Source organism: Pirellulales bacterium (genome assembly GCA_019694435.1).
Classification (GTDB): domain Bacteria; phylum Planctomycetota; class Planctomycetia; order Pirellulales; family JAEUIK01; genus JAIBBZ01.
The window spans coordinates 12,327-33,886 of sequence record JAIBBZ010000029.1; the positions used below are offsets into that span (position 1 = coordinate 12,327).

The 21,560-nt window shown below is 65.3% G+C and carries 19 protein-coding genes; 11 read left to right on the top strand and 8 right to left on the bottom strand.

All coding sequences use genetic code 11. The annotated features are described in order from the left end of the window. The first annotated feature begins 47 nt into the window (after positions 1–47). Complete coding sequence (locus K1X74_18065) at positions 48–284, top strand: SlyX family protein (protein MBX7168248.1); 237 nt, start codon at positions 48–50, stop codon at positions 282–284. Between the two features lie 30 nt (positions 285–314). Here the strand turns inward: K1X74_18065 and K1X74_18070 are convergent, their stop codons facing one another. Further along, positions 315–1,856: a BBP7 family outer membrane beta-barrel protein gene (locus K1X74_18070; protein MBX7168249.1), complete on the bottom strand. Its 1,542-nt coding sequence runs from the start codon at positions 1,854–1,856 to the stop codon at positions 315–317. 315 nt (positions 1,857–2,171) lie between these two features. Between K1X74_18070 and K1X74_18075 the strand changes: the two genes are divergently transcribed. Continuing rightward, entirely contained in the window at positions 2,172–3,224 is a 1,053-nt protein-coding gene (locus K1X74_18075; GenBank protein ID MBX7168250.1) for a transaldolase, read from the top strand. A gap of 55 nt (positions 3,225–3,279) precedes the next feature. Then, on the top strand, positions 3,280–4,995 hold the full coding sequence (locus K1X74_18080; protein ID MBX7168251.1) for a trypsin-like peptidase domain-containing protein: 1,716 nt from the start codon (positions 3,280–3,282) through the stop codon (positions 4,993–4,995). A gap of 30 nt (positions 4,996–5,025) precedes the next feature. Here K1X74_18080 and K1X74_18085 read toward each other — a convergent pair whose 3' ends face one another. Next, entirely contained in the window at positions 5,026–6,162 is a 1,137-nt protein-coding gene (locus tag K1X74_18085) for a glycoside hydrolase (protein ID MBX7168252.1), read from the bottom strand. A gap of 112 nt (positions 6,163–6,274) precedes the next feature. Here K1X74_18085 and K1X74_18090 point away from each other — a divergent pair, with 112 nt between their 5' ends. Then, positions 6,275–6,487 (top strand): DUF1992 domain-containing protein, encoded by a 213-nt coding sequence (locus K1X74_18090; GenBank protein MBX7168253.1) that lies wholly within the window; start codon positions 6,275–6,277, stop codon positions 6,485–6,487. 41 nt (positions 6,488–6,528) lie between these two features. Here the strand turns inward: K1X74_18090 and K1X74_18095 are convergent, their stop codons facing one another. The 4 genes from K1X74_18095 to K1X74_18110 all read right to left on the bottom strand — a co-directional run bounded on the left by K1X74_18095 (position 6,529) and on the right by K1X74_18110 (position 10,834). Continuing rightward, positions 6,529–6,960, bottom strand: coding sequence for a DoxX family protein (locus tag K1X74_18095; protein ID MBX7168254.1), 432 nt, complete (start codon positions 6,958–6,960; stop codon positions 6,529–6,531). A gap of 79 nt (positions 6,961–7,039) precedes the next feature. After that, the gene (locus tag K1X74_18100; protein MBX7168255.1) at positions 7,040–7,711 is read right to left on the bottom strand and encodes a serine/threonine protein phosphatase; all 672 of its coding nucleotides are present in this window, start codon (positions 7,709–7,711) and stop codon (positions 7,040–7,042) included. 71 nt (positions 7,712–7,782) lie between these two features. Beyond that, positions 7,783–9,618 (bottom strand): hypothetical protein, encoded by a 1,836-nt coding sequence (locus K1X74_18105; protein ID MBX7168256.1) that lies wholly within the window; start codon positions 9,616–9,618, stop codon positions 7,783–7,785. Between the two features lie 253 nt (positions 9,619–9,871). After that, positions 9,872–10,834, bottom strand: a complete 963-nt coding sequence (locus K1X74_18110; protein ID MBX7168257.1) for a C-terminal binding protein — start codon at positions 10,832–10,834, stop codon at positions 9,872–9,874. 157 nt (positions 10,835–10,991) lie between these two features. On the opposite strand from K1X74_18110, the gene K1X74_18115 reads away from it, so the two are divergent. Continuing rightward, complete coding sequence (locus K1X74_18115) at positions 10,992–12,110, top strand: aminopeptidase (protein ID MBX7168258.1); 1,119 nt, start codon at positions 10,992–10,994, stop codon at positions 12,108–12,110. 399 nt (positions 12,111–12,509) lie between these two features. On the opposite strand, the gene K1X74_18120 is transcribed toward K1X74_18115, so the two are convergent. Continuing rightward, positions 12,510–13,595, bottom strand: a complete 1,086-nt coding sequence (locus K1X74_18120) for a DUF1570 domain-containing protein (GenBank protein ID MBX7168259.1) — start codon at positions 13,593–13,595, stop codon at positions 12,510–12,512. Positions 13,596–13,856: 261 nt separating this feature from the next. Between K1X74_18120 and K1X74_18125 the strand changes: the two genes are divergently transcribed. Both K1X74_18125 and K1X74_18130 read left to right on the top strand, forming a co-directional pair. Continuing rightward, a complete protein-coding gene (locus tag K1X74_18125; protein MBX7168260.1) occupies positions 13,857–15,152 on the top strand; it encodes a hypothetical protein in 1,296 nt (431 codons plus the stop codon). A 29-nt stretch (positions 15,153–15,181) separates the two neighbouring features. Beyond that, entirely contained in the window at positions 15,182–16,207 is a 1,026-nt protein-coding gene (locus K1X74_18130) for a peptidylprolyl isomerase (GenBank protein MBX7168261.1), read from the top strand. Between the two features lie 3 nt (positions 16,208–16,210). On the opposite strand, the gene K1X74_18135 is transcribed toward K1X74_18130, so the two are convergent. Further along, positions 16,211–16,516 (bottom strand): ASCH domain-containing protein, encoded by a 306-nt coding sequence (locus K1X74_18135; protein MBX7168262.1) that lies wholly within the window; start codon positions 16,514–16,516, stop codon positions 16,211–16,213. Positions 16,517–16,693: 177 nt separating this feature from the next. On the opposite strand from K1X74_18135, the gene K1X74_18140 reads away from it, so the two are divergent. The 4 genes from K1X74_18140 (at position 16,694) to K1X74_18155 (ending at position 21,471) form a co-directional block, all read left to right on the top strand. Beyond that, positions 16,694–17,593, top strand: a complete 900-nt coding sequence (locus tag K1X74_18140) for a ThuA domain-containing protein (protein ID MBX7168263.1) — start codon at positions 16,694–16,696, stop codon at positions 17,591–17,593. Positions 17,594–17,811: 218 nt separating this feature from the next. Next, complete coding sequence (locus K1X74_18145) at positions 17,812–18,747, top strand: glycosyltransferase family 2 protein (GenBank protein ID MBX7168264.1); 936 nt, start codon at positions 17,812–17,814, stop codon at positions 18,745–18,747. 25 nt (positions 18,748–18,772) lie between these two features. Continuing rightward, positions 18,773–20,518, top strand: a complete 1,746-nt coding sequence (locus K1X74_18150) for a hypothetical protein (protein ID MBX7168265.1) — start codon at positions 18,773–18,775, stop codon at positions 20,516–20,518. Beyond that, a complete protein-coding gene (locus K1X74_18155; GenBank protein MBX7168266.1) occupies positions 20,515–21,471 on the top strand; it encodes a flippase-like domain-containing protein in 957 nt (318 codons plus the stop codon). The genes K1X74_18150 and K1X74_18155 overlap by 4 nt, the downstream gene beginning before the upstream one ends. Positions 21,472–21,560: the final 89 nt, after the last annotated feature.

Here is a 21,560-nt window from a genome sequence, read left to right on the forward strand (position 1 = left end):
CGCGGCGACTGCTTGTCGGGCACGGTGGCTGGGCCTATCGTGCCCTTATGGATGCACCTGAATCTTCCCCGCGGGACGTTTCGGCTCGGGTCACCGAGTTGGAACTGTTGTTCATGCACCTGCAGCAGACGCTGGCCGACCTCGACGGCGTGGTCCGAGGCCAGCAACAGCAGCTCGAGCATTTGCGCCGACAGTTGGCCCAACAAACTCAGAGCCTGGCGAACCTGGGCGATGCGCTTTACGAACCGCCCAGCCTGGAAGACGAGCGCCCTCCCCACTATTGAGCGAGGGGCTTGCGGTCGACCAGGTCTGGTCTACCAGACCATGTCGATACCGAACGACGGACCGTTGTACGAGATCCCGCCGACGTTGATGGCTGTCGGGCCCGTCTTCTGATGGTTGCCGTATTGTTCCGAGGCCAGGGCCACGCCCTGAATCCAATAGAAGTCCCACGAGCCGCGCACGTTGATATGCCGGGTGAGCCGATAGACCGCCTCGAAGCCGGTCTCGCCGAACACGGCAAAATTCTGTTCGTCGAAATGCCACGAGTTCGAGAAGCTCCGCTGATCGGCAGGAACCGTAAGCGGGAAGATCGGATCGTTCACCGAGATCCGTCCGTTCAACTCGTTGAAGGTGGTGCCCAGGCCGAAGAGGCCCCGCACGCCGAGACTCCATTTGTCCCATTGCCGCGTTAGGTCGGCACCTCCTTGCAAGCCAAACAGGTTGCACTCGGTGGTGCTGAACCAATCGCCACTGTACGGCACGACGACTCCCGGGGCAGCATTAGCGCTGTTGCGAATCGACGCTTGGCCCCGGCTGGAAAACACGAAGTCTTCGTTGACGTTGATGTACCGCAAGCCGCCGTGTACCGAGTGGACCCAACCGACGTTATGTTCGCGGACCCAACGCCCGTCGTGCTTGGCGACCAACTGGTCCTTTTCGCCGGTCCAGCGCACGCGGTAATCCAACTGGGCGCTGTTCACCCGCGACTGGTACGAAAAGCTGTGCGTATCGGCGAGATTGAAGCCGCCGATGTCGAGCGGGAAATGGCTCAACAGATTCCCCGACGTGACAATGTCGAGCAGGTTGTCGCCGTTCGAGTCGGGCCCGAAATACTCGATCTGCTGCCCGTCGAACCGCGCCTCGGCGTTCCATTCCTGGGTACCCCAGTATTGTCCTTCAAGGCTGTGCACGCGCTGGTGGTCGTCGTAACCGAGAAACCGACCGACGGTGATCCGCGGGCCGGCCACCATTTCGTAGTTGGCGGCCTCGGTGTCGAACAGCGGCTGGTTCACGATGGTGAACGGCGTCGTCGCGGTGATCACGCCCAGCGTGGAATTGAGCGTGCCCGCGGTGATGCCCGCTTGTTGCTCGGAGTGGGCCCGTTGTAGCAACTGGACCTGCGTGGTCACGAACCAGACTGCATCGCAGTGGAAGCGAAACAGCCCGGGGCAATCGGGACCGACCGCCCAACGATCCGGAGGGGCATCGTAGGGGACATAGTCGAACAGGCTGGGCTCGGCGGCGCCCTCTGGGTATTCGCCCTCGTAGACCGTCTCGTCGCCCTCGCCTTCGGCCGGGGTCGGTTCAGCCGAGGGCGGAGGCAGCATTTCCTCGCCCTGGTAGCCGTAGTCGCCTTCCGGCCCCGGCGGCGCAAGCTCGGGCAGACCGTCCGTCTCGGGAACCAATCCCGGCGGTTCCTGCCAACGGGCCTGCATCACTCGGCCACGGGGGGGCATTGGCCGCATGGGCCGGCCGCCGCCGAACAGCGGTCGTTGTGCCAGCGCGGCAGTGGCGCACCCCAGCAGAACGAGCAGGGTCGTCACACCGATGCCGACTTGTTTCCGCGTCTTCACCGTCTTGCCTCCCACGAGGACATGCAGCGCGGTCGATAGCTTGACCGCGAGCGCATGGGAACAAATTCCCCATCACAAATCGGCAGTCCCGGGACCCTACAACAGGAATAAACAGCAAGGCTTCAAGAATTGACAGTCTCCACCTGACCGACAAACCCGACGTCCACAACCAGAACCACCAAGACCTCCCAGGCCCACAACCGTACGGTGCGGTAGGGCTGCAAGTGCCCGCTGCCAGCGGAAGTTGGCTGGCAGTTGAGTGTTGTGCTATCGTGGCGCGCGTTGGTCGACGCCCCCTCTTGGAGCCGCGCAGCCATGCCTTCGTCGTTGGAATCGTTGATCGCCTGTGGAACGAAGCTCTGGCTCGACTCGATCGACCCGGAGCTCGTCGCGCGCGAGCGCGCCCTGGGGGCCACCGGGGCGACGTCGAACCCGATTATCGTCGCCGACCTGATCAAGACCGGCCGGTTCGACGCCCAACTCGAGACCCTGGTTCAGGCCGGCCACGACGACGGCCAGATCGCCTGGGCCCTGACCGATCAACTCGTGACAGCGGCCCAAACCGTATTCCTGCCGGTGTTCGAGCGCACTGCCGGCAACGACGGATACGTGAGCTTCGAGGTCGACCCGCTGCTGGAAGATCTGCAATTGGGCCCGCCGCACACCGCGCGGGTCGCCCGGTACATCGAGCTGGGCAAGTATTGGTCGGCCGGGCGCCCAAACCGGATGATCAAAGTGCCCGCCACACCGGCAGGACTCGACGCACTCGAGGAACTGGCCGCAGCGGGCGTTCCGCTCAACGTGACCTTGATCTTCAGCCCGCGCCAATACGTCGCTGCGCGCGATGCCGTGTGGCGCGGTTTCCAGAGAGCCACACATCCCGAGCGTTGCAAGAGCGTGTACAGCATCTTCGTCTCGCGTTTGGACGTCTACACCGAGAAGGCCGTGCCGCAACTTTCGCCGGCCGCGCAGGGGCAGGTGGGGATCGTCAACGCAAAGCACATCTGGAACGAAAACCGCCGCTTCTGGGCCGACAAGCCCCTGGCCCTGCAGCAGGAGATGGTGTTTGCCAGCACGGGCACCAAGAAGCCGCAGGACGCGCCCTGGAAATACCTCGAGGCTTTTGCCGGCAGCGACATCGAGACCAACCCGCCGCAGACCAATGCGGCCTACGAGGCGAGCGGCCGTACGGCCACGCGGCAAGTCGATCAACTGCCGCCGGCCGACGTCTTGGCCGAGATCGAACGACTGGTCGATATCGACGCCTTGGAGCGGACGTTGATGGCCGAGGGATTGAAGAAGTTCGCCGACCCGCAGAAGGAACTGCTGGCGCTGATCGCCGAGAAGCGTGCGGCGTTCGTGGCCTGATCGACGACCGCCTCGCTCACGAGACGTGCTCAGCGCGGGACCGAAGGTGGTAGTGATGGCGATTGCCGTCAAGTGTCAAGGTTGCCAGTACGCGTTTGCGGTCAAGGACGAGCTGGCCGGCAAACGCGGCAAGTGTCCCAAGTGCGGCGCCATCTTTCAGGTGCCGCAGGCGATGAAGAAGCCTGGCCCAACGGCGCCGCGCCCCTTGGCAAAACCGTCCGCTCCGGCCTTGGCAACCAGCGGCTCGCCCGAGTCGACGCCGGAGTCGCCCGCGCCGGCCGCGCGCCCGCAGCGCAAAGCGCGGTTCGAGATGCCGCTGTGGGCCTGGTTTGTCCTGGGAGGTGTGGCGCTCGTCTCGGCCTTGGGGGCGACGCTCTACATTGGCGTCATGCAACGTGCGCGCAACGCCGAACTCGAAGCCCGGCAGCAGCATCGTCCCGGGGGCAAGCTGCGTACCGACGGCTTCGCGCCGCCACCCCCTGCCAAGCGCGACGTCCCCAAGCCCCTGGCCGGCAGCTCGACGTCGGACATCGTCGAGTACGCAGAATACGGCGTGGTGAAGATCGAAACGGCCGACGAATGGAACAATCGCGTCAGCCTCGGCTCGGGCTTCGTGATCGATCCCTCGGGCATCGTCGCCACGAACTACCACGTCGTGGAAGACGCCGTCGAAGCGCGCGTGTTGTTTAACGACGGCACGCGCTACGGCATCGAGGGCTACCTGGCGCTGGCGCCGGAAAGCGATCTGGTGCTCCTACAGCTCAACGGCACGCCGCCGAACATGAAGGCGCTCGAACTCGCTGCGGCTGAGCCGCGCAAAGCAGGCAAGGTCTATGCCTTGGGCCATCCACAAGACAACGAGTTTGTGGTCACCGACGGCATCGTCAGCCGGATCGCCACCACGGCGCAGTTGCCCGAAGACAGCCAGGCGTTTCTGAACGGCCGGCAGATCAATCGGGCCGAAAACGTCTGGATCGCGCATACCGCGCAAATCTCGCCCGGCAACAGCGGCGGCCCGCTGATCGACGAGACCGGCAGCGTGATCGGTGTGAACACCTGGCACGAAGGCAGCACCAACCTCGCCTACGCCGTCGGTGTCGCGCACCTCCGCGAGCTGCGCGGACATCTGTTCGCGGCGCCTGAACCGCTGAAGAGCCACCGCCGGCCGCCACCCACCCTGGCGCAAATGCTTGGCCCGAAATTCATGGTGAGTGCCGAGCGGATTGCAGAACTGCAGGACAAACTGGCCGCTCAGAACTGGCTGCCGGCCGGCGCCGAAACGGCCCAGTCGCTCCACGAGTTGGCCCTGCAACTGTTTCTCTGCCGGCGCAAGGCGGCCATCGATCGCCGCCACGATCAGGCCCCGCGCGGGTTCGACGTGACGATCGATGCCGCGGCGCAGGCCAAGGCGGAAGAGACCGTCCAATCGCTCGGCGCGATCAAATGGCCGGGCGCAGCCGAAGTCAGCCGCGTGAATGGCTGGGCCCAAGAGCAGCTCCGGCTGCCATTACGCGGCGTGCTGCTGCTGGGCACCGTGCAGCAATTCTTTGCCGGCCAACAAGGTCGCAATGGCCTGCTCGTCGCGCTGGGCGAAACCGCGACCACGGTATTCGTGCCGCTGGAAGACCCGGAGGTGAAATTCGAGCCCGGCAAAAAGCTGCTGATCGTCGGTATGACTTACGGCGCCAACGTGCACCACGGCGAGAATCCGCTGAGCCCGCAAGCCTCGCCCGTCGTGGCAAGCGACATTCTGATCGATGGGCAGTTCTGAAGCTCGCGCCGCAGACCGTCTAGCGGCGGCTCACGGCGTCAGCCGATCGGGATCGAAGATTGTCGCGCCGATGAAGCGCTGGCCCTGCGGCGCGGTGTGATAGTAATACACCACGACGACCTTACCGTCGGGGCGCTGCACGCTACGAGGATATCCCAGGTCGGTTCCGCCGCCGTCGTCGCGCAACGTGATTTCGGGGCTCCAGGTGTGCCCGCCGTCGCTGCTCAGGACGACGCGCATGCCAAACGGCTTGGCGCGCCGGCCGTAGGTCAGGCACAGTCGCCCATCGCGCAGGCGAATCAAGCTGGGCGGATTGCCGGTGCCGGTGTCGGCGACCGGCCGGCTGAGGTATTGCCAGGTGACGCCGTCGTCGACTGACTCCCACGCATCGATCCAGCGAACCGGCCCGTCATGCACGCGCAGTGTCGTCACGTAATGAGCCGGCGCGAGCCTGGCTGTCGAGGGCATGATGGCAAAGCCCTGGGGCTCGGGGCCGATCCAGCCGCGGAGTTGCCATGTCTTGCCGCCGTCGGTGGTGCGCACGCAGACAGGCCGCCCTTCGCGCCGATTGGTGCGCCCGGCCGTGAGCCAGGCCGTGCACGTCGAGGCGCTCTCGACGATATAGTCGGTCCGCGCGGCGATGCCCGGTGTGTCGAGCTGCGGAAAACGAAAGGGACCTTCCCAGTTGTGCCCACGATCATACGAATAGTGAAACCGCGAGGGCCCTACGTGGACGTCGGTCATGCGCAGCGTGAGTGCAAAGTCTGGATGTGCGAAGTCGATGCCGCCGGGGCAATCGCGCAATTCGGGCTGCGGAACGTCGGGCGGGGCGATGCCATGCAGCGAGCTACCCGTCGGCACCAGGTCGCCCTGCGCCGCGGGATTCTCGATGGTCCACGTCGCGCCGCCGTCGAGGCTGCGTGCGAGCAGATGTTCCTCGGGTCGATCGTGGTCGATTGCGTGATAGCCCTCACCGTTGTCCTTGGCGTACCCGGCGCTGAAGCCGACGAGGATCTCGTCGCCCCAGGCCCAAAGTCCGTGATTGGCCGGCCAACCGCCGAAGCGTCCAGGCACGCGATAGACGTCGACATGCTCGATCTCCGCGGCCGCCGCGTGCATGACGATCGCAACGTTACAAGCCCAGAACAGCAACCCGATCGCTCGCATGATGGCTCCCACTCCCCGCTGCCACGAAGGTGCCTTGCCCGGCTTCCGCCGGGCACGAATATAATGCATTGGCCCCTCACGGGCTGTTTCGCCTCACGAGACCGCGTCGCCGATGGACACCAAGAGCACCTTGATCTCGGAGCGCGCGATCCGGTTGGTCGCCGAAGACAAGATCCGTGCGGCCATCGCCGATGGCGCATTCGACAATCTGCCCGGCCTCGGTCAGCCACACCCGATTTTCGACGAGCCGTACGATCCCCTGTGGTGGATCCGCCGCAAACTGCAGCAAGAGGTACTCAAGCTGCCGTCCGAGAGCGTTCGCTGACGCGCGCACGCGCCGCTGATCCGTGCACGGCAGTCGCGCCGCTACGTGGCAATCCGCTCTTCGTGCAGCACGTTGCCGTCCATGCTCCAGGCCCCCGGCCCATTGGCGATGACGAACACCATCGCTCCCATCAACGCCAGGTTTTTCATGAACTGAATCGTCTGCGCCTGGCGAGCTTCGCCCTCCATGGTCCAGAAGTCGTGGAACCAATAGGTGGCCAGGACCAGGAACACCAGCAGCAGAGCGGCACCGGCACGCGCCCGGTAGCCGGCGACCAGCGACGAGCCCCCGGCCAGCAAGAACACGATCGCCCCGGCGAGCAGCACGCGCGGAATGGGCACTCCCTCCTTCGCCATGGTCTCTGCGACGGCTGCGAAGTGCGGGATCTTGTTCCCGACGGCGCTGAGCAAAAAGATCATCGCCAACAGCGCGCGGCCCGCCAGCGACAGGGGGCCTCGAAGTCCATCAGGCATGGTGATTTCCTCGTCTCGATTTCGCTCCCAGCATCATACCTCACCGGTGGCAAACTTTGGTTCCGTGCGGCTCTCGCCACTACTTCGTACGGTTGGGCTGGCGACTAGCGACCTGCCAGATTTCGCCGCTGTGCACCTCGAACGCCGTCAGCCACCCGCCGTAGCAGCAGCCCGTGTCGATGTCGATCAAATGGCCCAGGTCCAGGGGCCGCCCAGCCATCTGCGGGGTGTGGCCAACGACGGCGCGTTTTCCCGAGCAATGCCGCGTTGGTCGATAGTCGCGCAGCGACGTCCAGCGCAAGACGTCGGGCGGCTGCTGGTCGAGCGGCAGCTCTGCCACGTAGTTGCCGTGCACGAAGAAATGTTCGGCCGTCTCGTACCAGGCGCGGCAATTGCGCAGGAACTCGATCGCGGCGGCCGGAATATCTGCCACCTTGCCGCCGTAGGAATCGAGCGTCGCGCGGCCACCGATCGCCTCCCAATCGTCGACAGGCAGCAGCCCGTCGACGGCCACGATCAGGGCCTCGTCGTGGTTGCCCAGCAGCGGCACCAGCCGGCACCGCTCGCCGAGCTGGATGAGCTGCTCGATCACTCCCCGGCTGTCGGGCCCGCGATCCACGTAGTCGCCGAGCGTCACCACGGTGTCGCGCGGGGTCAGCGCTACGCGCGCGAGCAATTCGGCTAGTTCGTCGGCGCAGCCGTGAATGTCGCCGACTGCAATCAACCGTCCGCGGTGCGCCTGCTTGTCCATGGCGGCTCAGCATAACAGGCCGAGCACCCTCACTTGCGACGGCGTCGCCGCATATCGAGAGGTGCGGCCGTCTACGAGCCGTGCTCGTCGCGCAAACCCAAGCGAGTCAACCACCGCCCGCGCTGCGGCGTTTTGCCACTGACGTTCCCGGCGTCGGGGCCGGCCGGGTTGTTGCGTGGCAGCGACAGCTCCAACTCGCGCATTTTTTCCTCGAGTTCGGCTCGCTGGCGCGCGATCTTGGCCCGTTCCATCGAGAGATCGATTTCGGCCTGGCGCAGCTTCTCTTCCCACGACTGCTGCAATTGCAGCAGTCGCTGGCGTTCCTGCCGCACGGCGTCGTCGGCGTCGATGGCCGCGGTCATGGCCGGATCGACCTTCGGCTGTGCGGCGATCTGCTTCAGTTGCTGCTGTAGTTGTTGAATCAGCCGATCTTTTTCGTTGACGACCTGGTCGGTCTGCCGGATGGCCGCCTCGATCTTCAGCCGCTCTTGTACGTCGTCCTGGTCGCCCTCGTCGAAGTCCGATTCGAGCGCCGCCAGGAGCCTGCGCTTTTGCGACTCCCAATCCATGGCCCCGCCGGTGTCGTCGGCCGCGCGCTGGGCCGGGCTCGACGAACCCCGGCTGCGTAGCTGCTGCTGCAGCTCGTCGCGCTCGGCGCGCAGATCGTGAATATCCTCCATGGCCAGCTCGTAGCGCCGCCGCATCTCGCGCAAGGCCTCGTGGTCGGCGGGCGGCTGTGCCTCGGCTTCCCGGGCCGTGGCCTGAGTGGCGGTCAGTTCGTCGCGCAAACCCTGGACGAGCGTGGCGAGTTCGTGGAGCTCGCCCTGCAGTTGCGCGGTGCGTTGCCGTTCCGCGTCGAGCTCGTCTTGTTGCTGCGGCATGGCCTGGCGCAGCCTTTGCAGCTCTTGTTCGAGCTCGAGATTCTTGCCGCGCAGCGAGCTGAGTTCGCTGCGCCACGCTTCGGATGCGTCTTCGTCGCCGGCATCGGCCGCCGCGGCGAGCGTATGTTGTTCGAACTCCGTGACGGTCTGCAGAGCCGCGGACAGCTCGGCCTCGAGGGCCGCGTCGCGCAGCCGCAATTCCTCGAGGGCCGTGATGGTCTGTTCCAGCGCCTCGTGCTCGCGCGACGCCTGATCGCGCAAGGCCTGCTGCTCTTGTTGCGCCTCGGAGAGTCGCGTCAGCAGCTCGCCCTGGGCGGACTTGGCCAGCTCTTCCAACTGCTCGCGCTGCCGGTCGATCTCTTCGAGCTGCCGTGACTTTTGTTCGCGCAGCTCGCGGGCAATTCGCCGCCGCTGCTCGCGGGTTTCGCCGTCGAGTTCGTCGAGCCGCTCCTGGCGCTCGTCGAGTTCGGCTTGTCGCTCGGCCAATCGTTTGCGTTGGCGCGCCAACTCGGCCTGCGCGAGCTCGTATTCCTGTTGCGCAGCGGCAAGTTCGGCCCGTTGCGATTTGAGCTCGTTCTGGGCATCGGCCAACCGTGCTTCGCGTTCGTCGAGCGCTTGGACGCGCTGGTCGAGCTGCGCGCTGAATTCTTCGAGTTGTTCGGCACGCTCGACGAGGCGTTGCTGCAAGCCCTGCTGCTCGACGGTCAACGCATCGCGGACCTCGGTCAGGGCGCTCCGCTCGAGTGACAGCTCGGCCTCGCGCGCGGCGAGACGTTCGGCTTGTTCGCGCAGGGCCTCGGCCTGGCTGTCGTGTTCGGCCCGCGTGGCGGCAATCTGCGCCTGCTCGCGCTGCAATTCGTCGAGCAAGGCATCAAAGCGTTGCGACAGCTCGCCTTCGAAGCGCGCCATTCGCTCTTGTTGGCTTTGCAAGAAAGAAGCGGTCCGCGCGCGCTGTTCCGCCAGGGCCTGGTTGAACAAGTCATCCCAAGCGGCGGGGGATTCAGAGGACGTGTGCGGCTCATCCATGGTGACGATCGAGCGGGCGTAGGGCAGCGCAGGCGCGCAAGTCGAAGCAACACGATCGCTTTCGCCCGCCGCCGGGACGTGGGCGCAGCGCCGCCGTGTTGAACAACCGCTACGTTCTCATAGGTCAGCAAAAGGGCAGGGTCAAACGACTGTTGCGGATATACCGGTCAGACGGCCGGCGTCCGCAAAGACAGGAAAAACCGCACACGCACACGCCGCGCGTGCCCTCGGCGCCGCCCAGCGACCCGGCTCTCTACCAGCCCAATTCGCGGCGGTTGACCACGTGCTCCGGCCGGCCTCCGGCGAGGCACGCCACGACGGCCGCCGTCGCGCGGCGACGCAAATCGGCGATCGCTTCGGTCGAGGCGAACGCCGCGTGCGGCGTGACGATCACGCGCGGGTCGTTCCACGGCGGCTGACTCAATTCGGGCGGCTCGGGGTCTTGCACATCGAGCGCCGCGCCGGCAATTTGGCCCGCGGCCAGGGCGGCAGCCAGTGCCGCATGATCGACCAGCCCACCGCGCGCGGTATTCAACAGGCAGGCCTCGGGCTTTAGCTTTGCGAGCGCGGCGGCATCGATGAGTTGCCGGCTGGCCGGCGTCAGGGGCAGGTGCAGCGACACGAAATCGCTCGCCTGGAGCAACTCGTCGAGCGGCAACCAGGCGACGCCGGGCACTTCGCGTCGCGTGCGGCTCGTGCCGACGATCCGCAATCCCAAGGCCGCGGCGCGCGGCACGACTGCCTGGCCAATCGTGCCCAGGCCGACGATGCCCAAGGTTTGTCCCGCGATGCGCCGTAGCGGAAATCCGGCTTGCAGGTCGTAGCGACCCGACTTGGTTTCGCGGTGGTAAAACGCCACGCGCCGGGCCAGCGCCAGCAACAAGGCCAGGGTATGTTCGGCGACCTCGATCGCGCAGTAATCGGGCACGTTGGTCACCGGGATGCCCCGCCGGGTCGCGGCGGCGACGTCGATATTGTCCAGTCCAATGCCCAGCCGCGCGACGATGCGGCAATGGACGGCCGCGTCAATCACCTCGGCCGGCACGCGCATCCAGGTCGTCATGATCGCGTCGGCCTGTGGGGCCAAGGCGCGGATCGCATCGACCGAGCGCTGGGGCGCCACGATGAGTTCGGCATCGATCGCTGCCAGGGCCGCTCGTTCGATCTCCAGATCGGGCCAGGCATAGTCGGTCAGAAGCACCCGGTAGCGTGCCAAGCGAACTTTTCCTTTGCGAGGTGGAGCGACTCGTTGCCTCCCGGCCATCACCGCTGGCCGCGGCAGCGAGCGCGCCCTATCATGCCACCCGTGGCGGCGCCGCGATAGCGGCGCTGCGTCGCGTGAGATTCGTGCAGCATTCCCGAGGTAGACTCCGATGGCGAACGATCCCCGCATCGCGCGGCTCGCGGAAATCTTGATCGATCACAGTTGCCAGTTGCAGTCCGGCCAGCGCGTGTTGATCGAGGCGTTCGACCTGCCGGAACCGTCGATCGTCTGCAGCCTGGTCGAGCTGGCCGCCGCGCGCGGGGCCTTGCCCTTGGTATCGCTGAAGAACACGGCCGTGCTGCGAGCCATGTACCGGTCCGGAACCGCCGAGAGCCTGCAGTTGGCCGGCGAAATCGAACGGGCTCGGATGGAGCGGATGACTGCCTACATCGGTATCCGCGGCTCGTCGAACAGCAGCCAGTTTGCCGACGTGCCGCTGAGCCAGATGGACCTGTACCAAAAACACTGGTGGCAGCCGGTGCACAGCGAGGTGCGGGTGCCGAAGACGAATTGGGTGGTGCTGCGTTGGCCGACCGATTCGTTCGCCCAGGCGGCCGACATGAGCACCGATGCCTTTACGAACTTTTTCTTCGACGTCTGCACGGCCGATTACGCGCAAATGGCCCGCGACCAGGAGCCGCTGGTCCAACGGATGCTCGCCGCGCGGCAGGTGCGCATCACGGGGCCCGGCACCGAGCTGGAGTTTTCGATTGCCGGCATCGACGTCCGGCCCTGCTTCGGACAGCGCAATATTCCCGACGGCGAGGTGTTTACGGCCCCGGTGCGCGACAGCGTCAACGGCCGGATCCGCTATAACGCGCCCTCGCGCTACCAAGGCACGATTTTCGATGGCATCGAGTTCGAATTCGAGCGGGGCAAGATCGTCCGCGCTGCGGCCGGGTCGGCCACGACCCAGCTCAACCAGATTCTCGACGCCGACGAAGGGGCGCGGTACATCGGCGAATGGTCCCTGGGCTGCAACAACCGCGTACGCCGGCCAATGCTCGATACGTTGTTCGACGAAAAGATCGGTGGCTCGATGCACCTGACGCCGGGCAATGCCTACGAAGAATGCGACAATGGCAATCGCAGCCGCGTGCATTGGGACCTCGTGCTGATCCAGACGCCCGAATACGGCGGCGGCGAAATCTACTTCGACGGCGAATTACTGCGCAAAGACGGGCGCTTCGTCCCTACCGACCTGGCCGGGCTCAATGTCGGGCTCTGAGCTCAGCATCCGGCTGGAATTCGACCCGGCCTGCGAGTCGACGGTGGGACCGCGCTGGCCGCGCGGCGAACTGCATGCGCCGCGTTCAACTCCAACGAGGAGTTCAACTCAGGCGAGGTGGCTGCGCATCGCCACGCGGGCGAACCGCAAACAAGATGGCCACGATCACCAGCAGGATCGTGCCGATGGCCAATTCGAGGTAGGTCATGGATCACCTCTGGCCGGCATCACGAAGGCCTGGCCGAAATACGAGGCGGCACCGAAGGTGCATCCATGCCGACAATTCCCCCCACCACCGGTATTCTATCGCTGGCAAGGCACTGCTAGCAACCCGGCTGCGCCCGCGCCGAGGCACCGGCACCCCAAAAACACCCACGTGCTGGGAATTAAATCCGGCGTTTAGCGCACGTCTTCCATAAACCGCAAGAAGCGCGCTTCGAGCAGCCGAAGATTGTCGCCGAATTCGGCCTGAAAATCGGCCAGGCGATCCGTATCGGGATAGTTGGCAAACGGTTCCCGGGCCGCCGTCCGCTGCAGATAGGCCGTATACGATCGCGGTAATTGCTCGACCAGGAAGAACGTCAATGCCCAGGACTCGGCATACGCCCGTTGCGGCTGCGACTCGAACAAATCGTCACGGCTGAGCAGTTCGACGAGCAGGCCCGGGGGACGGGTCGCCAGCCCCTCGCGAAAATCGGCCAGCCGCTGCTGGTTGATCCGGTCCTGCACGGCCTTGTAGTGCCGCGAATTCCAGACACCCCGGGCCTCGAACAAGGTGCCCAGGCCTTCGGCGAGCCAGCGCGGCGTGACTCCGAACCGGCTGTGCACCCCGGTGTTGAAGGCAGTCTGGTGCGAAGCCTCGTGGATGATCGTGTCGGCGTTGGTCGCCCAATCCTGCGCGCCGCCCTTGCCGCTGGTCACGTCGTACAGCGTGATGCGATTGGTCTTCGGCGAGTAGTAGCCCAGGACATTCGGGCTCAACCTTGGACCATCGGCGGCGGCATAGCGGAGGAAATCTTCGTGGCGCGGCCAGACGATCGCCACGAGGGGAAAGCGCGGCTCGTGCAGTTTCAGCCCCCGCACGCCGAAATAATGGACGAACTCGCGATACAAGTCTTCGAACCGTGTGCTCCACAGGTCGCGCTGCCCGCGCGGATGGGCGACCAGGTAGTGCCCTGTGCCTGTCACCTCGAATGACTTGCCCAGCTCGCCAGCCAGTTGGCTGCGCACCTCGCCGGCCGAATAGCCGACAAACTCCGGGTTGGTTTTGCGCAGATCGGTGGCCGCCCGCGGATCGAGCTCGCACAAACGCCCGTCGCGCAGCAGCATGACGGCTTCGCTCTTCGACCAGAGCAACGGCATCCCTTCGAGCGACTGTCCCCGCACGCTCAACTGGATCATGTATTGCAAGCGTGCATCGGCCGCAGACGCGGACTGCGCGACAAGACAGATCAAGGTCAAGACCAGCCAGCGAAATCCGCTCATCGCACGTTGCTCCCATGCGTAGCAGGGGGGAAGGCTCGTCCAAGCCTGACCGCCGTCTGCCACCGAAAATCTAGCTTGCCCGCGCCCGGTAAATTCCCGAGCTACGGTCGTGATGCGAAAAGGCAACGCGCCGCGCACGAATTCGCGATTCAAGCCGGATACCGCCTTGCTGGAGACCGCCCGCCGCGAGCCGTAGAATGACGGGCAGGCAGCCGTCTTTGAGCGGCGCCTGAATTTCATTCCGCACCGAGGTTTCGCGCCATGACCGGATGGACCACTGCGTTTTTGGTCACCGCTTCGTTGTGCGGGCAGGCGGCGTCCGCACCGCCGGCGAACAAGGTGCTGGCCGAACAGATTGCCAGGCTCGTCATACAACTCGACGCACCGACCCTGGCCGCACGTGAGGCCGCCGAGGTCGAACTGCTGCAGCTGGGCCCCGCCGCCTTGGCGCATTTGCCAGGCGACGACGACGCGACCCTATCGGCCGAGGCTCGCAAGCGCCTGGCGCGTGTCCGTAGCGGTCTCGAGCAACTGGAGACGGAGCGATTGACGCAAGCGTCGACGGTCACGCTCGACGGCCAGCCTCACTCCCTGGCCGAGGTCCTAGCGCAAATCCAAACGCAAACGGGCAACGCGCTGATCGATTACCGCGAGCGATTCGGCCAGGAAGTCCTGGCCAAGAAGGTGACGCTGGCGCTCGACGGAGTGCCATTTTGGCAAGCGATCGACCAGTTGCTCGATCACACGGAGATGTCGCTGTACGCGTTTGCCGGCGAGCCTGCGTTGGCACTGATCGAAAGAGGTCCCACGAGCCGGCAACGCCTCGGCGTAGCACACTATCAGGGGGCCTTCCGGTTTGAGCCCATCATGGTCCTGGCCGAACGTCAGTTTCGCGAAGCGGGCAGCCACCGGCTCGACCTGCGCATCGAAGTGGCCTGGGAACCGCGCTTGAACGTGATCGCGCTCAAGCAGCCGCTTGCCAATATCACCGCAGTGTGCAGCGACGGCTCGTCCATCAAGCTCGGTACCGACGCGGTGGGCGAGCTTGAATTCGCCACGCCGGAAGGTTCCAACGCGGTCGAATTCGATCTCAATCTGGCGCCCCCGTCTCGTGATGTTGCGGCCATCAATTCGCTCGAGGGTACGCTGTTCGCGCTGCTCGCGATCCACGAGCACGATTTCCGCTTCGAGCAACTGGCCACCGCGCGCGACGTCCGCCAGCGTCACAACGAGGCCACGGTCACGCTCGAGCAGGTCCGCAAGAACCAGGACGCCTGGGAAGTGCGGATGCGCATCAGCTTCGACGATCCGGCTGCGGCGCTCGAATCACACCGTGGCTGGATCTTCAACAATCGGGCCGTGCTCCTGGCGCCCGACGGCGCCGTCGTCGAGCCGTCGACGTTCGAGACGACACGCCGCACCGAAACCGAGGTCGGCGTGGCGTACCTGTTCGACTTGCCGGGAGGTATCGATCGCCACACGTTCGTTTACCATTCGGCCACGGCGATTCGCAGCCTGCCGACCGCGTATCGGCTGCATGATATCGAACTACCCTGAGCCCGATCCGACCGGGAACAAGCGCCTCCATGACCCGTATGCATGCCGAACTTCCGCTGTCGAGGCTGTTGCTCGCCTGGTGCTTGGCCGGCTGCCTGCCGGCGGCCCTCGCGGCGCAAGACGCTCAAGCCCCGGCCGGCGAGGCTTCCGAGCGCGTCGTGGTAGCCCGGTTCGGCGATCAATCGATTTACCAGGACGAAGTCGAACGCGAGTTACAACAGACGCTGCGTGGCGGCCAGGCGGCGATCGACGCGCTGCCGATGTTGCAAGCCGAGGCGCTCGAGGCTCTGGTCAAACGGCGCATCATCATGGAGTACCTCCGCCGCGAGGGCCTGACGCCGACAGCGGCCGACGTCGAGAATGCGATTCAACTCCTGCAAACGAATCTGCAGCGTGAAAACAAGACTTACGAAGATTTTCTCAAACTCAGCAACCGGACCGACGCCCAACTGCGCGAAGAAACCGTCTATCGCACCGGCCTTCAGGCGCTAGTCCGGGCCCGCGCCACGGATGCCGTGCTCGAACAATACTTCAACGAGCACCGCCAGCTCTTCGACGGTTCGGTGCTGCGCCTGAGCCACATCATCTGGCGCGTCGAAGGCGTCGACCGCGTGCGAGCCCTGAACGAAACCCTGGCCAAGGCCGAGCAAGTGCGCACGCTGATCGGCGAGGGCAAATTGACGTTTGAAGACGCGGCCGCACGTTTCTCGGCGGGGCCCAGCCGGCGCAAAGGCGGCGACCTGGGCTTTATCCCGCGGCGCGGTCGCCTGGAAAACCGCTTCACCGATGCGGCCTTTCGATTGAAGAAAGACGAAGTGAGCCCGCCGGTGCGAACGGGCGTCGGCGTGCACCTGATCAAGTGCACCGACATCCGGCCGGGCCAAAAGAGCTGGGTCGAAGTTCGCGACGAACTAGTCGACGCCTACAGCGACGAATTGCTCAACTCCGTCTTGGCCGAGGAGATCAAGCAGGCGAATCTGCAGTTTACCGGCGCGATGCCCTACTTCGTCTTCGGCACGCAACAACTGGTGGTCCCGCCGCGCCCGGCGAAATAGCCGCTAAGCCTCTGCGCGGAGGCGAAAGACCACCCGGTAAACTGCATGGCCGGCCTGCAGTTGCTCGGCGTATAGCTCGCTGAGTTCGGCACGCAAATCGGCGGCCGTGGCGAAGCCGTCGGGCACCGCATCGGCATCGGTCAGCCCTTCGACTGTGATCGGCTCGACCGTCAGCACGTCGATGTACCCGGCCCCCGGGATATAGCTCCGTTGCCCGGCGCGCATCCGGCGATGCTTCCAGACGCGAATGGTCTGGGTCTTCGTCCCGGCCCGAATTGCCGGCAAAAACTTCTTTTTGAACAGCAGCATAGGGCCCCGTGGTCAGGCGGCCGAAGGCGGCCCATGGATTGGGCAAAACTGCGGCCGCGACTTGGCCGGCGCATGACGGGCGACTATTCTAACGCGCACCGGTCGCACTCCGACCGGCGTCACCATCCGAGTCGGCGATGCCAGCGGCCGACGTGCCCTAGTGCGGAGATCCTCGTCATGCAGCGGAGAGAGTTTGTCCGGGCCGCCGGTGCGGCGTTGTCGTTGTCGGCGTTTCCCTGGGGGTGGACCGCCGCCCAGGACCAACCGAAGAAGAAGGTCCTGTTCTTTACCCGCAGCGCTGGTTTCGAGCACTCGGCCATCCGCCGCGAGGGCGATCAACTGGGCTATGCCGAAAAGCGCCTGACCGAGCTCGGCGAAAAGCACGGGTTCGAGGTGACTTGCAGCAAGGACGGCCGCCTGTTCGACGGCGATATCGATCAGTACGGCGCGTTCGTGTTCTACACCACAGAAGATTTGACCAACGGCGAAACAGGCGACAAGCAGCCCGCCATGAGCGCCGCAGGCAAGCAAAAGCTGCTCGACGCCGTCAAGGCCGGCAAGGGCTTTTGCGCCACGCACAGCGGCGCCGACACGTTCCATTCGCCCGGCCATCATCAGCATCGCTTCGAGGCGCAAACCGAACGCGACCCTTACATCAACATGTTGGGCGGCGAATTCATCAGCCACGGACCGCAGCAAGAATCGCGTCAGGTCGTCGCCTCGGCCACTTTTCCGGGGCTCGCCGACGCGGGCGACAGCTTCATGCTGATGGACGAGTGGTACTCGCTCAAGAACTACGCCGACGACCTGCACGTGATCCTCGTGCAAGACACCCAGGGCATGAAAGGCGGCGAATACAACCGCCCGCCCTACCCGTCGACGTGGGCCCGTAAACACGGCGAGGGCCGCGTGTTCTACACGTCGATGGGCCATCGCGAAGATGTCTGGGACAATCCGCTGTTTCAACAGATTCTGCTGGGCGGCTTGGCTTGGGCGCTGCGCAACGTCGACTTCGATCCCACGCCCAACATGGCGATGGCCGCGCCGGGCGCCGGGGTCATGCCCAAGCCGCGCTAGCCGGCGAATCCACGTTGAGACTCGGCACGTTCGTCGCGACGCCGCTAGCATTGCTAGCGGCGTTGGACGAAAAATTCCTACGACTGTGGTTGGTTCTGCCTCTCCGCGCGTGCTACAAACGGTCGCTAGCGAAGGAATGCACGCGGCCGCACGAATGGTCCAAGGTGGGGCTTAATCGTCGGCCGCCTTGATTCATCCCTGCAAGGCAGCCACCAGCCATGGACGGTTGGCAAACACAATTAGTCGCCGCGGCGAGTGCCGAACTGGACCGCCGTTATGCCGTATCGATCGTCCTGCCCGCGCACAACGAAGCCGCGGCGATCGAAGGTGTGCTCGAAGAAGTCGTCGGCGTGCTGTTTGCGCACGACATCGCATGCGAGGTGCTCGTCGTCGACGATGCCTCGACCGACGACACGGCCGCCCGCGCCCAGCGCTTTGCCGATGGCTGTTGGCAGTTGCCGGTGCGCGTGCTGCGCCTGGCGGAGCAGCGTGGAGCGGGCGCCGCGCGCAAGGCCGGCATCCGCGCGGCACACGGCGAAGTGATCGTGATGCTCGACGCGGACGGCACCTACCCGGCCGCGGCCATCCCCGAGCTGCTCGCCTGGTTTCCCGACTACGATCAGGTCAACGGGGCGCGCACGAGCGAACAGGGCACCCTGCCTTGGCTGCGCGTGCCGGCCAAGTGGTTCATCCGCCAACTCGCCTGCTATCTCACCGGCCGGCGGATCCCGGATTTGAACACCGGACTGAAGGCGTTCAAGCGCGAGACGATGCTGCCCTGGCTGTGGGTCGTGCCGGACGGCTTTAGCTGCGTCACCACGATGACGCTCGCCTTCCTGACCAACGGCTACGCCGTGAAATACGTACCGGTCGAGTATCGGCCGCGGATCGGGCGGAGCAAATTTCATCCGGTGCGCGACACGCTCCAGTATCTGGGCACCGTATTGCGGATCGTGCTCTACTTCCGGCCACTCAAGGTGTTCTTGCCGTTGGCGGCGGTCGTCCTCGCGCTCGGTGTGCTGAAGACCGTGTGGAGCTTCAACGCGACCGGGTCGATGCAGGAATCGGACGTGGTCGTGCTGACCGCGGGGTTCCTCACCGCCATGTTGGGTTTGCTGGCCGAGGTGATTGTCGCGCACCATCGGCGAGGTTGACCATTCGCGCGCAGGAGACGTCGTGATGCTACGCCGCATTCCCGAAGCGTTCTCGCCGCCGATCACTCACGAAGAAGCCTGGCTGTGCGGACCGCATTTCGCCCCGCGCCGAGGGCGCCGCACCCGATTGCTACCCCGCGATGCGACGCTACGAACTCGCTATGCCCAGGCAGCGCTGACCCAGGTGCCGCATCTGCTCGGATTGATCGATCGCAATCCGTACCGCGCCACGTACGGCTGCCTCGATCGCCAATACTGGCACTACCGCACCAGCGACTTTCCCTCGGAAATGTACCAGGAAGGGGCCCTGACGCTCGCACTGCTCTATCGTTGGGACCTGCCCGGCAATCGCTGGTTCGGTGAACCGCGATTGCGCGAATGGGCCGTCGCCGCGATCCGCTTTGCCGCCCGCAGCTCGCATCCCGACGGCTCGTGCGACGACTATTACCCGTTCGAGCGAGCCTTGGGTGCGGCGGTCTTTTCCCTGCAAGCCACGGTACAGGCCTATCGAGTCTTAGGGCTGCAGGACGCGAGCCTGCTCGATTGGTTCGAGCGCCGCGCCGCCTGGATCGTCCGCCACGACGAATCGGGCCGATTGAGCAATCATCACGCGTTGGCCGCGCTGGGGCTGTTGCGCGTCGCCCAGGTGACTGGCGACTCGCGTTGGCGCGAAGCGGCCGACCGGCGCATCTCGTGCCTGCTCGCCTGGCAGTCGCCCGAGGGTTGGTTCGAGGAATATGGCGGTGCCGATCCGGGCTACCAGAGCGTGACGATCGATTGCCTGGCCAAATATCGCCGCGAGACGGGGGCCGATTGGTTCGACGAGGCCCTGCACCGTGCGGTCGAATTCTCGCGGGCCTGTCTGCACCCCGACGGCAGCTATGCCGGCCCTTACGGCAGCCGCGGCACGCATCATTTCTATCCGCACGGCTGCGAACTGCTGGCCGCCGAAAACGCCTCGGCTGCCGACCTGGCTGACGGCTTTCTGCAGGCGGTCGGCGAAGGTCGTCAGGCCTGGTTCGACGACGACCGCTTGTTCATTCACCGCCTGGCCAATCTGATCGAGGCCCACCTCGATTGGAGCCCGACGCGTGCGCCGGCGCAAGCGAGCCAGCCGACCTGGCAGAGCTTTCCCCAAGCGGGCCTCGCCGTGCGCCACACGCACGACGCGCACACCGTGATCTCTGCGGCTCGCGGCGGTGTGTTTCAACATTTCGCCGCGGGCAAGCTGGCCGCGAGCGACACCGGGTTGGTCGTCGAACTCGAAGATCGCCGCGTCGCGGTGTCGCAACTGCACGACAGGAATTCGTCGGATTCCAATCCCATTGCAGCGACGGCCGCGGCTCATTCGGCGGACGGATCGTTCGAGATCGTCCGGCCGCTGCACTATGCGCCCAGCGAGCAGATGACTCCCTGGAAGCTTGTCTTGCTACGCGGCTTCATGCTCACGGTCGGCCGGTTTGGCCGCTCTTTTGTCCGGAAGTTGCTGCAGCGCCGCTTGATCACCCGCCGGCAAGTCGCGCCGATCCAGCTCATGCGGCGTTTCGAATTCCGGAGGGGTCTGCTCCGGGTGATCGATACGATTCAATTGCACGCGCCGCGCGCACGCGTGCGGCGGATGAGCTTTGGCACCGATCACGAATCGACCTATGTCGCCGCAACCGGCGTCTATCAGGACGCGGCCCTGCTGCCTTGGCACGATTTGTCGTCCTACGTCGAGCGATTGAATGCCGAGCGCGTCGTGACCGTCGTACGGGAGTTTCCCGCGTGAAACGACGGTCTATTCGGCGGCTTGTCCAGCTCCTGGTCGCCGTCGCGCTGCTGACAGTCGTCGTGGAAGCGGCCGACTGGCACGCCGTCGCGAGTACGATTGGCAAGCTGCGACTGGCTCCGCTCGGCTTGGCGCTGGCGTTGTTCTTACCGCAGACCCTGATTTCGGCCCTGCGCTGGCGAGCCTGGTGCCGTCCGGTCGGCTCCATCTCCCTCGTCGAGTCGATCCGCCAGACGCTGGCCACTTCGGCGCTGAACCTGGCGGTGCCGTCCAAGGCGGGCGAGTTGGCCAAGGCCGCCATGTTGCCGGGGCTCGACGCCGGTGGTCGAGCCCGGGCCGCCCTGCTTGCGGCGATCGAAAAGCTGGCCGACGTCGTCGTTCTGGCCGCGATCGCCGCGCTGCTCTGGGGTGGCGCGGGCACTTGGATCTATGTTGCAGGCGCGGCTACGCTCGCCGCGGCATCGTTGGCCATGTGGTCCAGAACACGCGCAGCCTTGTCTCCGCGACAGCTTGTCACGCTCGGCGGCTTCACCTTTCTGCTGTGGTGTTTGCACTTGGCTCAGATCGGCCTGTTCATTCGTGCCGCCGGCGTCGAGCTGCCCTGGACCACGGTTGGAGCACGAGTGCCGCTGGCGATTTTCGCCGGCCTGCTGCCAGTCACCTGGTGCGGCGTGGGCACGCGCGACGCGGCCTTGGTCTGGCTGTTTGCCGATCTCGCGCCGGCCGACGCCATGACCGTCGTTGGTCTGCTCACCGCGCTACGCTACCTGGTCCCCGGCGCGGCGGGCATTCCTTTCGTGGGGCGCTACTTGCCCGTGCACAACACGGCTGCAAGCAGTCGACACTCCCTACCAGGCAGTACCGACGCCCAAGCTCGTCGACTGGCGAAGCCGCACAATCAGGGTAGGTGCAAGCACGAAGCCAGCACCGCTGGCAAGGCGGATTTCGCGTAAAAAGATGCGGGTTAGTCAAGCTTTGCGGCCGAAAACTCCCTACCGACGAAACCGTCTTTGCCCAGCGGGCCAGGGCGGTTGGTCGACTT

Excerpts from the sequence above, each read along its gene's own strand:
- K1X74_18065 (MBX7168248.1), top strand. The coding sequence starts at position 48 with ATGGATGCACCTGAATCTTCCCCGCGGGACGTTTCGGCTCGGGTCACC.
- K1X74_18075 (MBX7168250.1), top strand. The coding sequence starts at position 2,172 with ATGCCTTCGTCGTTGGAATCGTTGATCGCCTGTGGAACGAAGCTCTGG.
- K1X74_18080 (MBX7168251.1), top strand. The coding sequence starts at position 3,280 with ATGGCGATTGCCGTCAAGTGTCAAGGTTGCCAGTACGCGTTTGCGGTC.
- K1X74_18085 (MBX7168252.1), bottom strand. The coding sequence starts at position 6,162 with ATGCGAGCGATCGGGTTGCTGTTCTGGGCTTGTAACGTTGCGATCGTC.
- K1X74_18090 (MBX7168253.1), top strand. The coding sequence starts at position 6,275 with ATGGACACCAAGAGCACCTTGATCTCGGAGCGCGCGATCCGGTTGGTC.
- K1X74_18095 (MBX7168254.1), bottom strand. The coding sequence starts at position 6,960 with ATGCCTGATGGACTTCGAGGCCCCCTGTCGCTGGCGGGCCGCGCGCTG.
- K1X74_18100 (MBX7168255.1), bottom strand. The coding sequence starts at position 7,711 with ATGGACAAGCAGGCGCACCGCGGACGGTTGATTGCAGTCGGCGACATT.
- K1X74_18105 (MBX7168256.1), bottom strand. The coding sequence starts at position 9,618 with ATGGATGAGCCGCACACGTCCTCTGAATCCCCCGCCGCTTGGGATGAC.
- K1X74_18115 (MBX7168258.1), top strand. The coding sequence starts at position 10,992 with ATGGCGAACGATCCCCGCATCGCGCGGCTCGCGGAAATCTTGATCGAT.
- K1X74_18120 (MBX7168259.1), bottom strand. The coding sequence starts at position 13,595 with ATGAGCGGATTTCGCTGGCTGGTCTTGACCTTGATCTGTCTTGTCGCG.
- K1X74_18125 (MBX7168260.1), top strand. The coding sequence starts at position 13,857 with ATGACCGGATGGACCACTGCGTTTTTGGTCACCGCTTCGTTGTGCGGG.
- K1X74_18130 (MBX7168261.1), top strand. The coding sequence starts at position 15,182 with ATGACCCGTATGCATGCCGAACTTCCGCTGTCGAGGCTGTTGCTCGCC.
- K1X74_18135 (MBX7168262.1), bottom strand. The coding sequence starts at position 16,516 with ATGCTGCTGTTCAAAAAGAAGTTTTTGCCGGCAATTCGGGCCGGGACG.
- K1X74_18140 (MBX7168263.1), top strand. The coding sequence starts at position 16,694 with ATGCAGCGGAGAGAGTTTGTCCGGGCCGCCGGTGCGGCGTTGTCGTTG.
- K1X74_18145 (MBX7168264.1), top strand. The coding sequence starts at position 17,812 with ATGGACGGTTGGCAAACACAATTAGTCGCCGCGGCGAGTGCCGAACTG.
- K1X74_18150 (MBX7168265.1), top strand. The coding sequence starts at position 18,773 with ATGCTACGCCGCATTCCCGAAGCGTTCTCGCCGCCGATCACTCACGAA.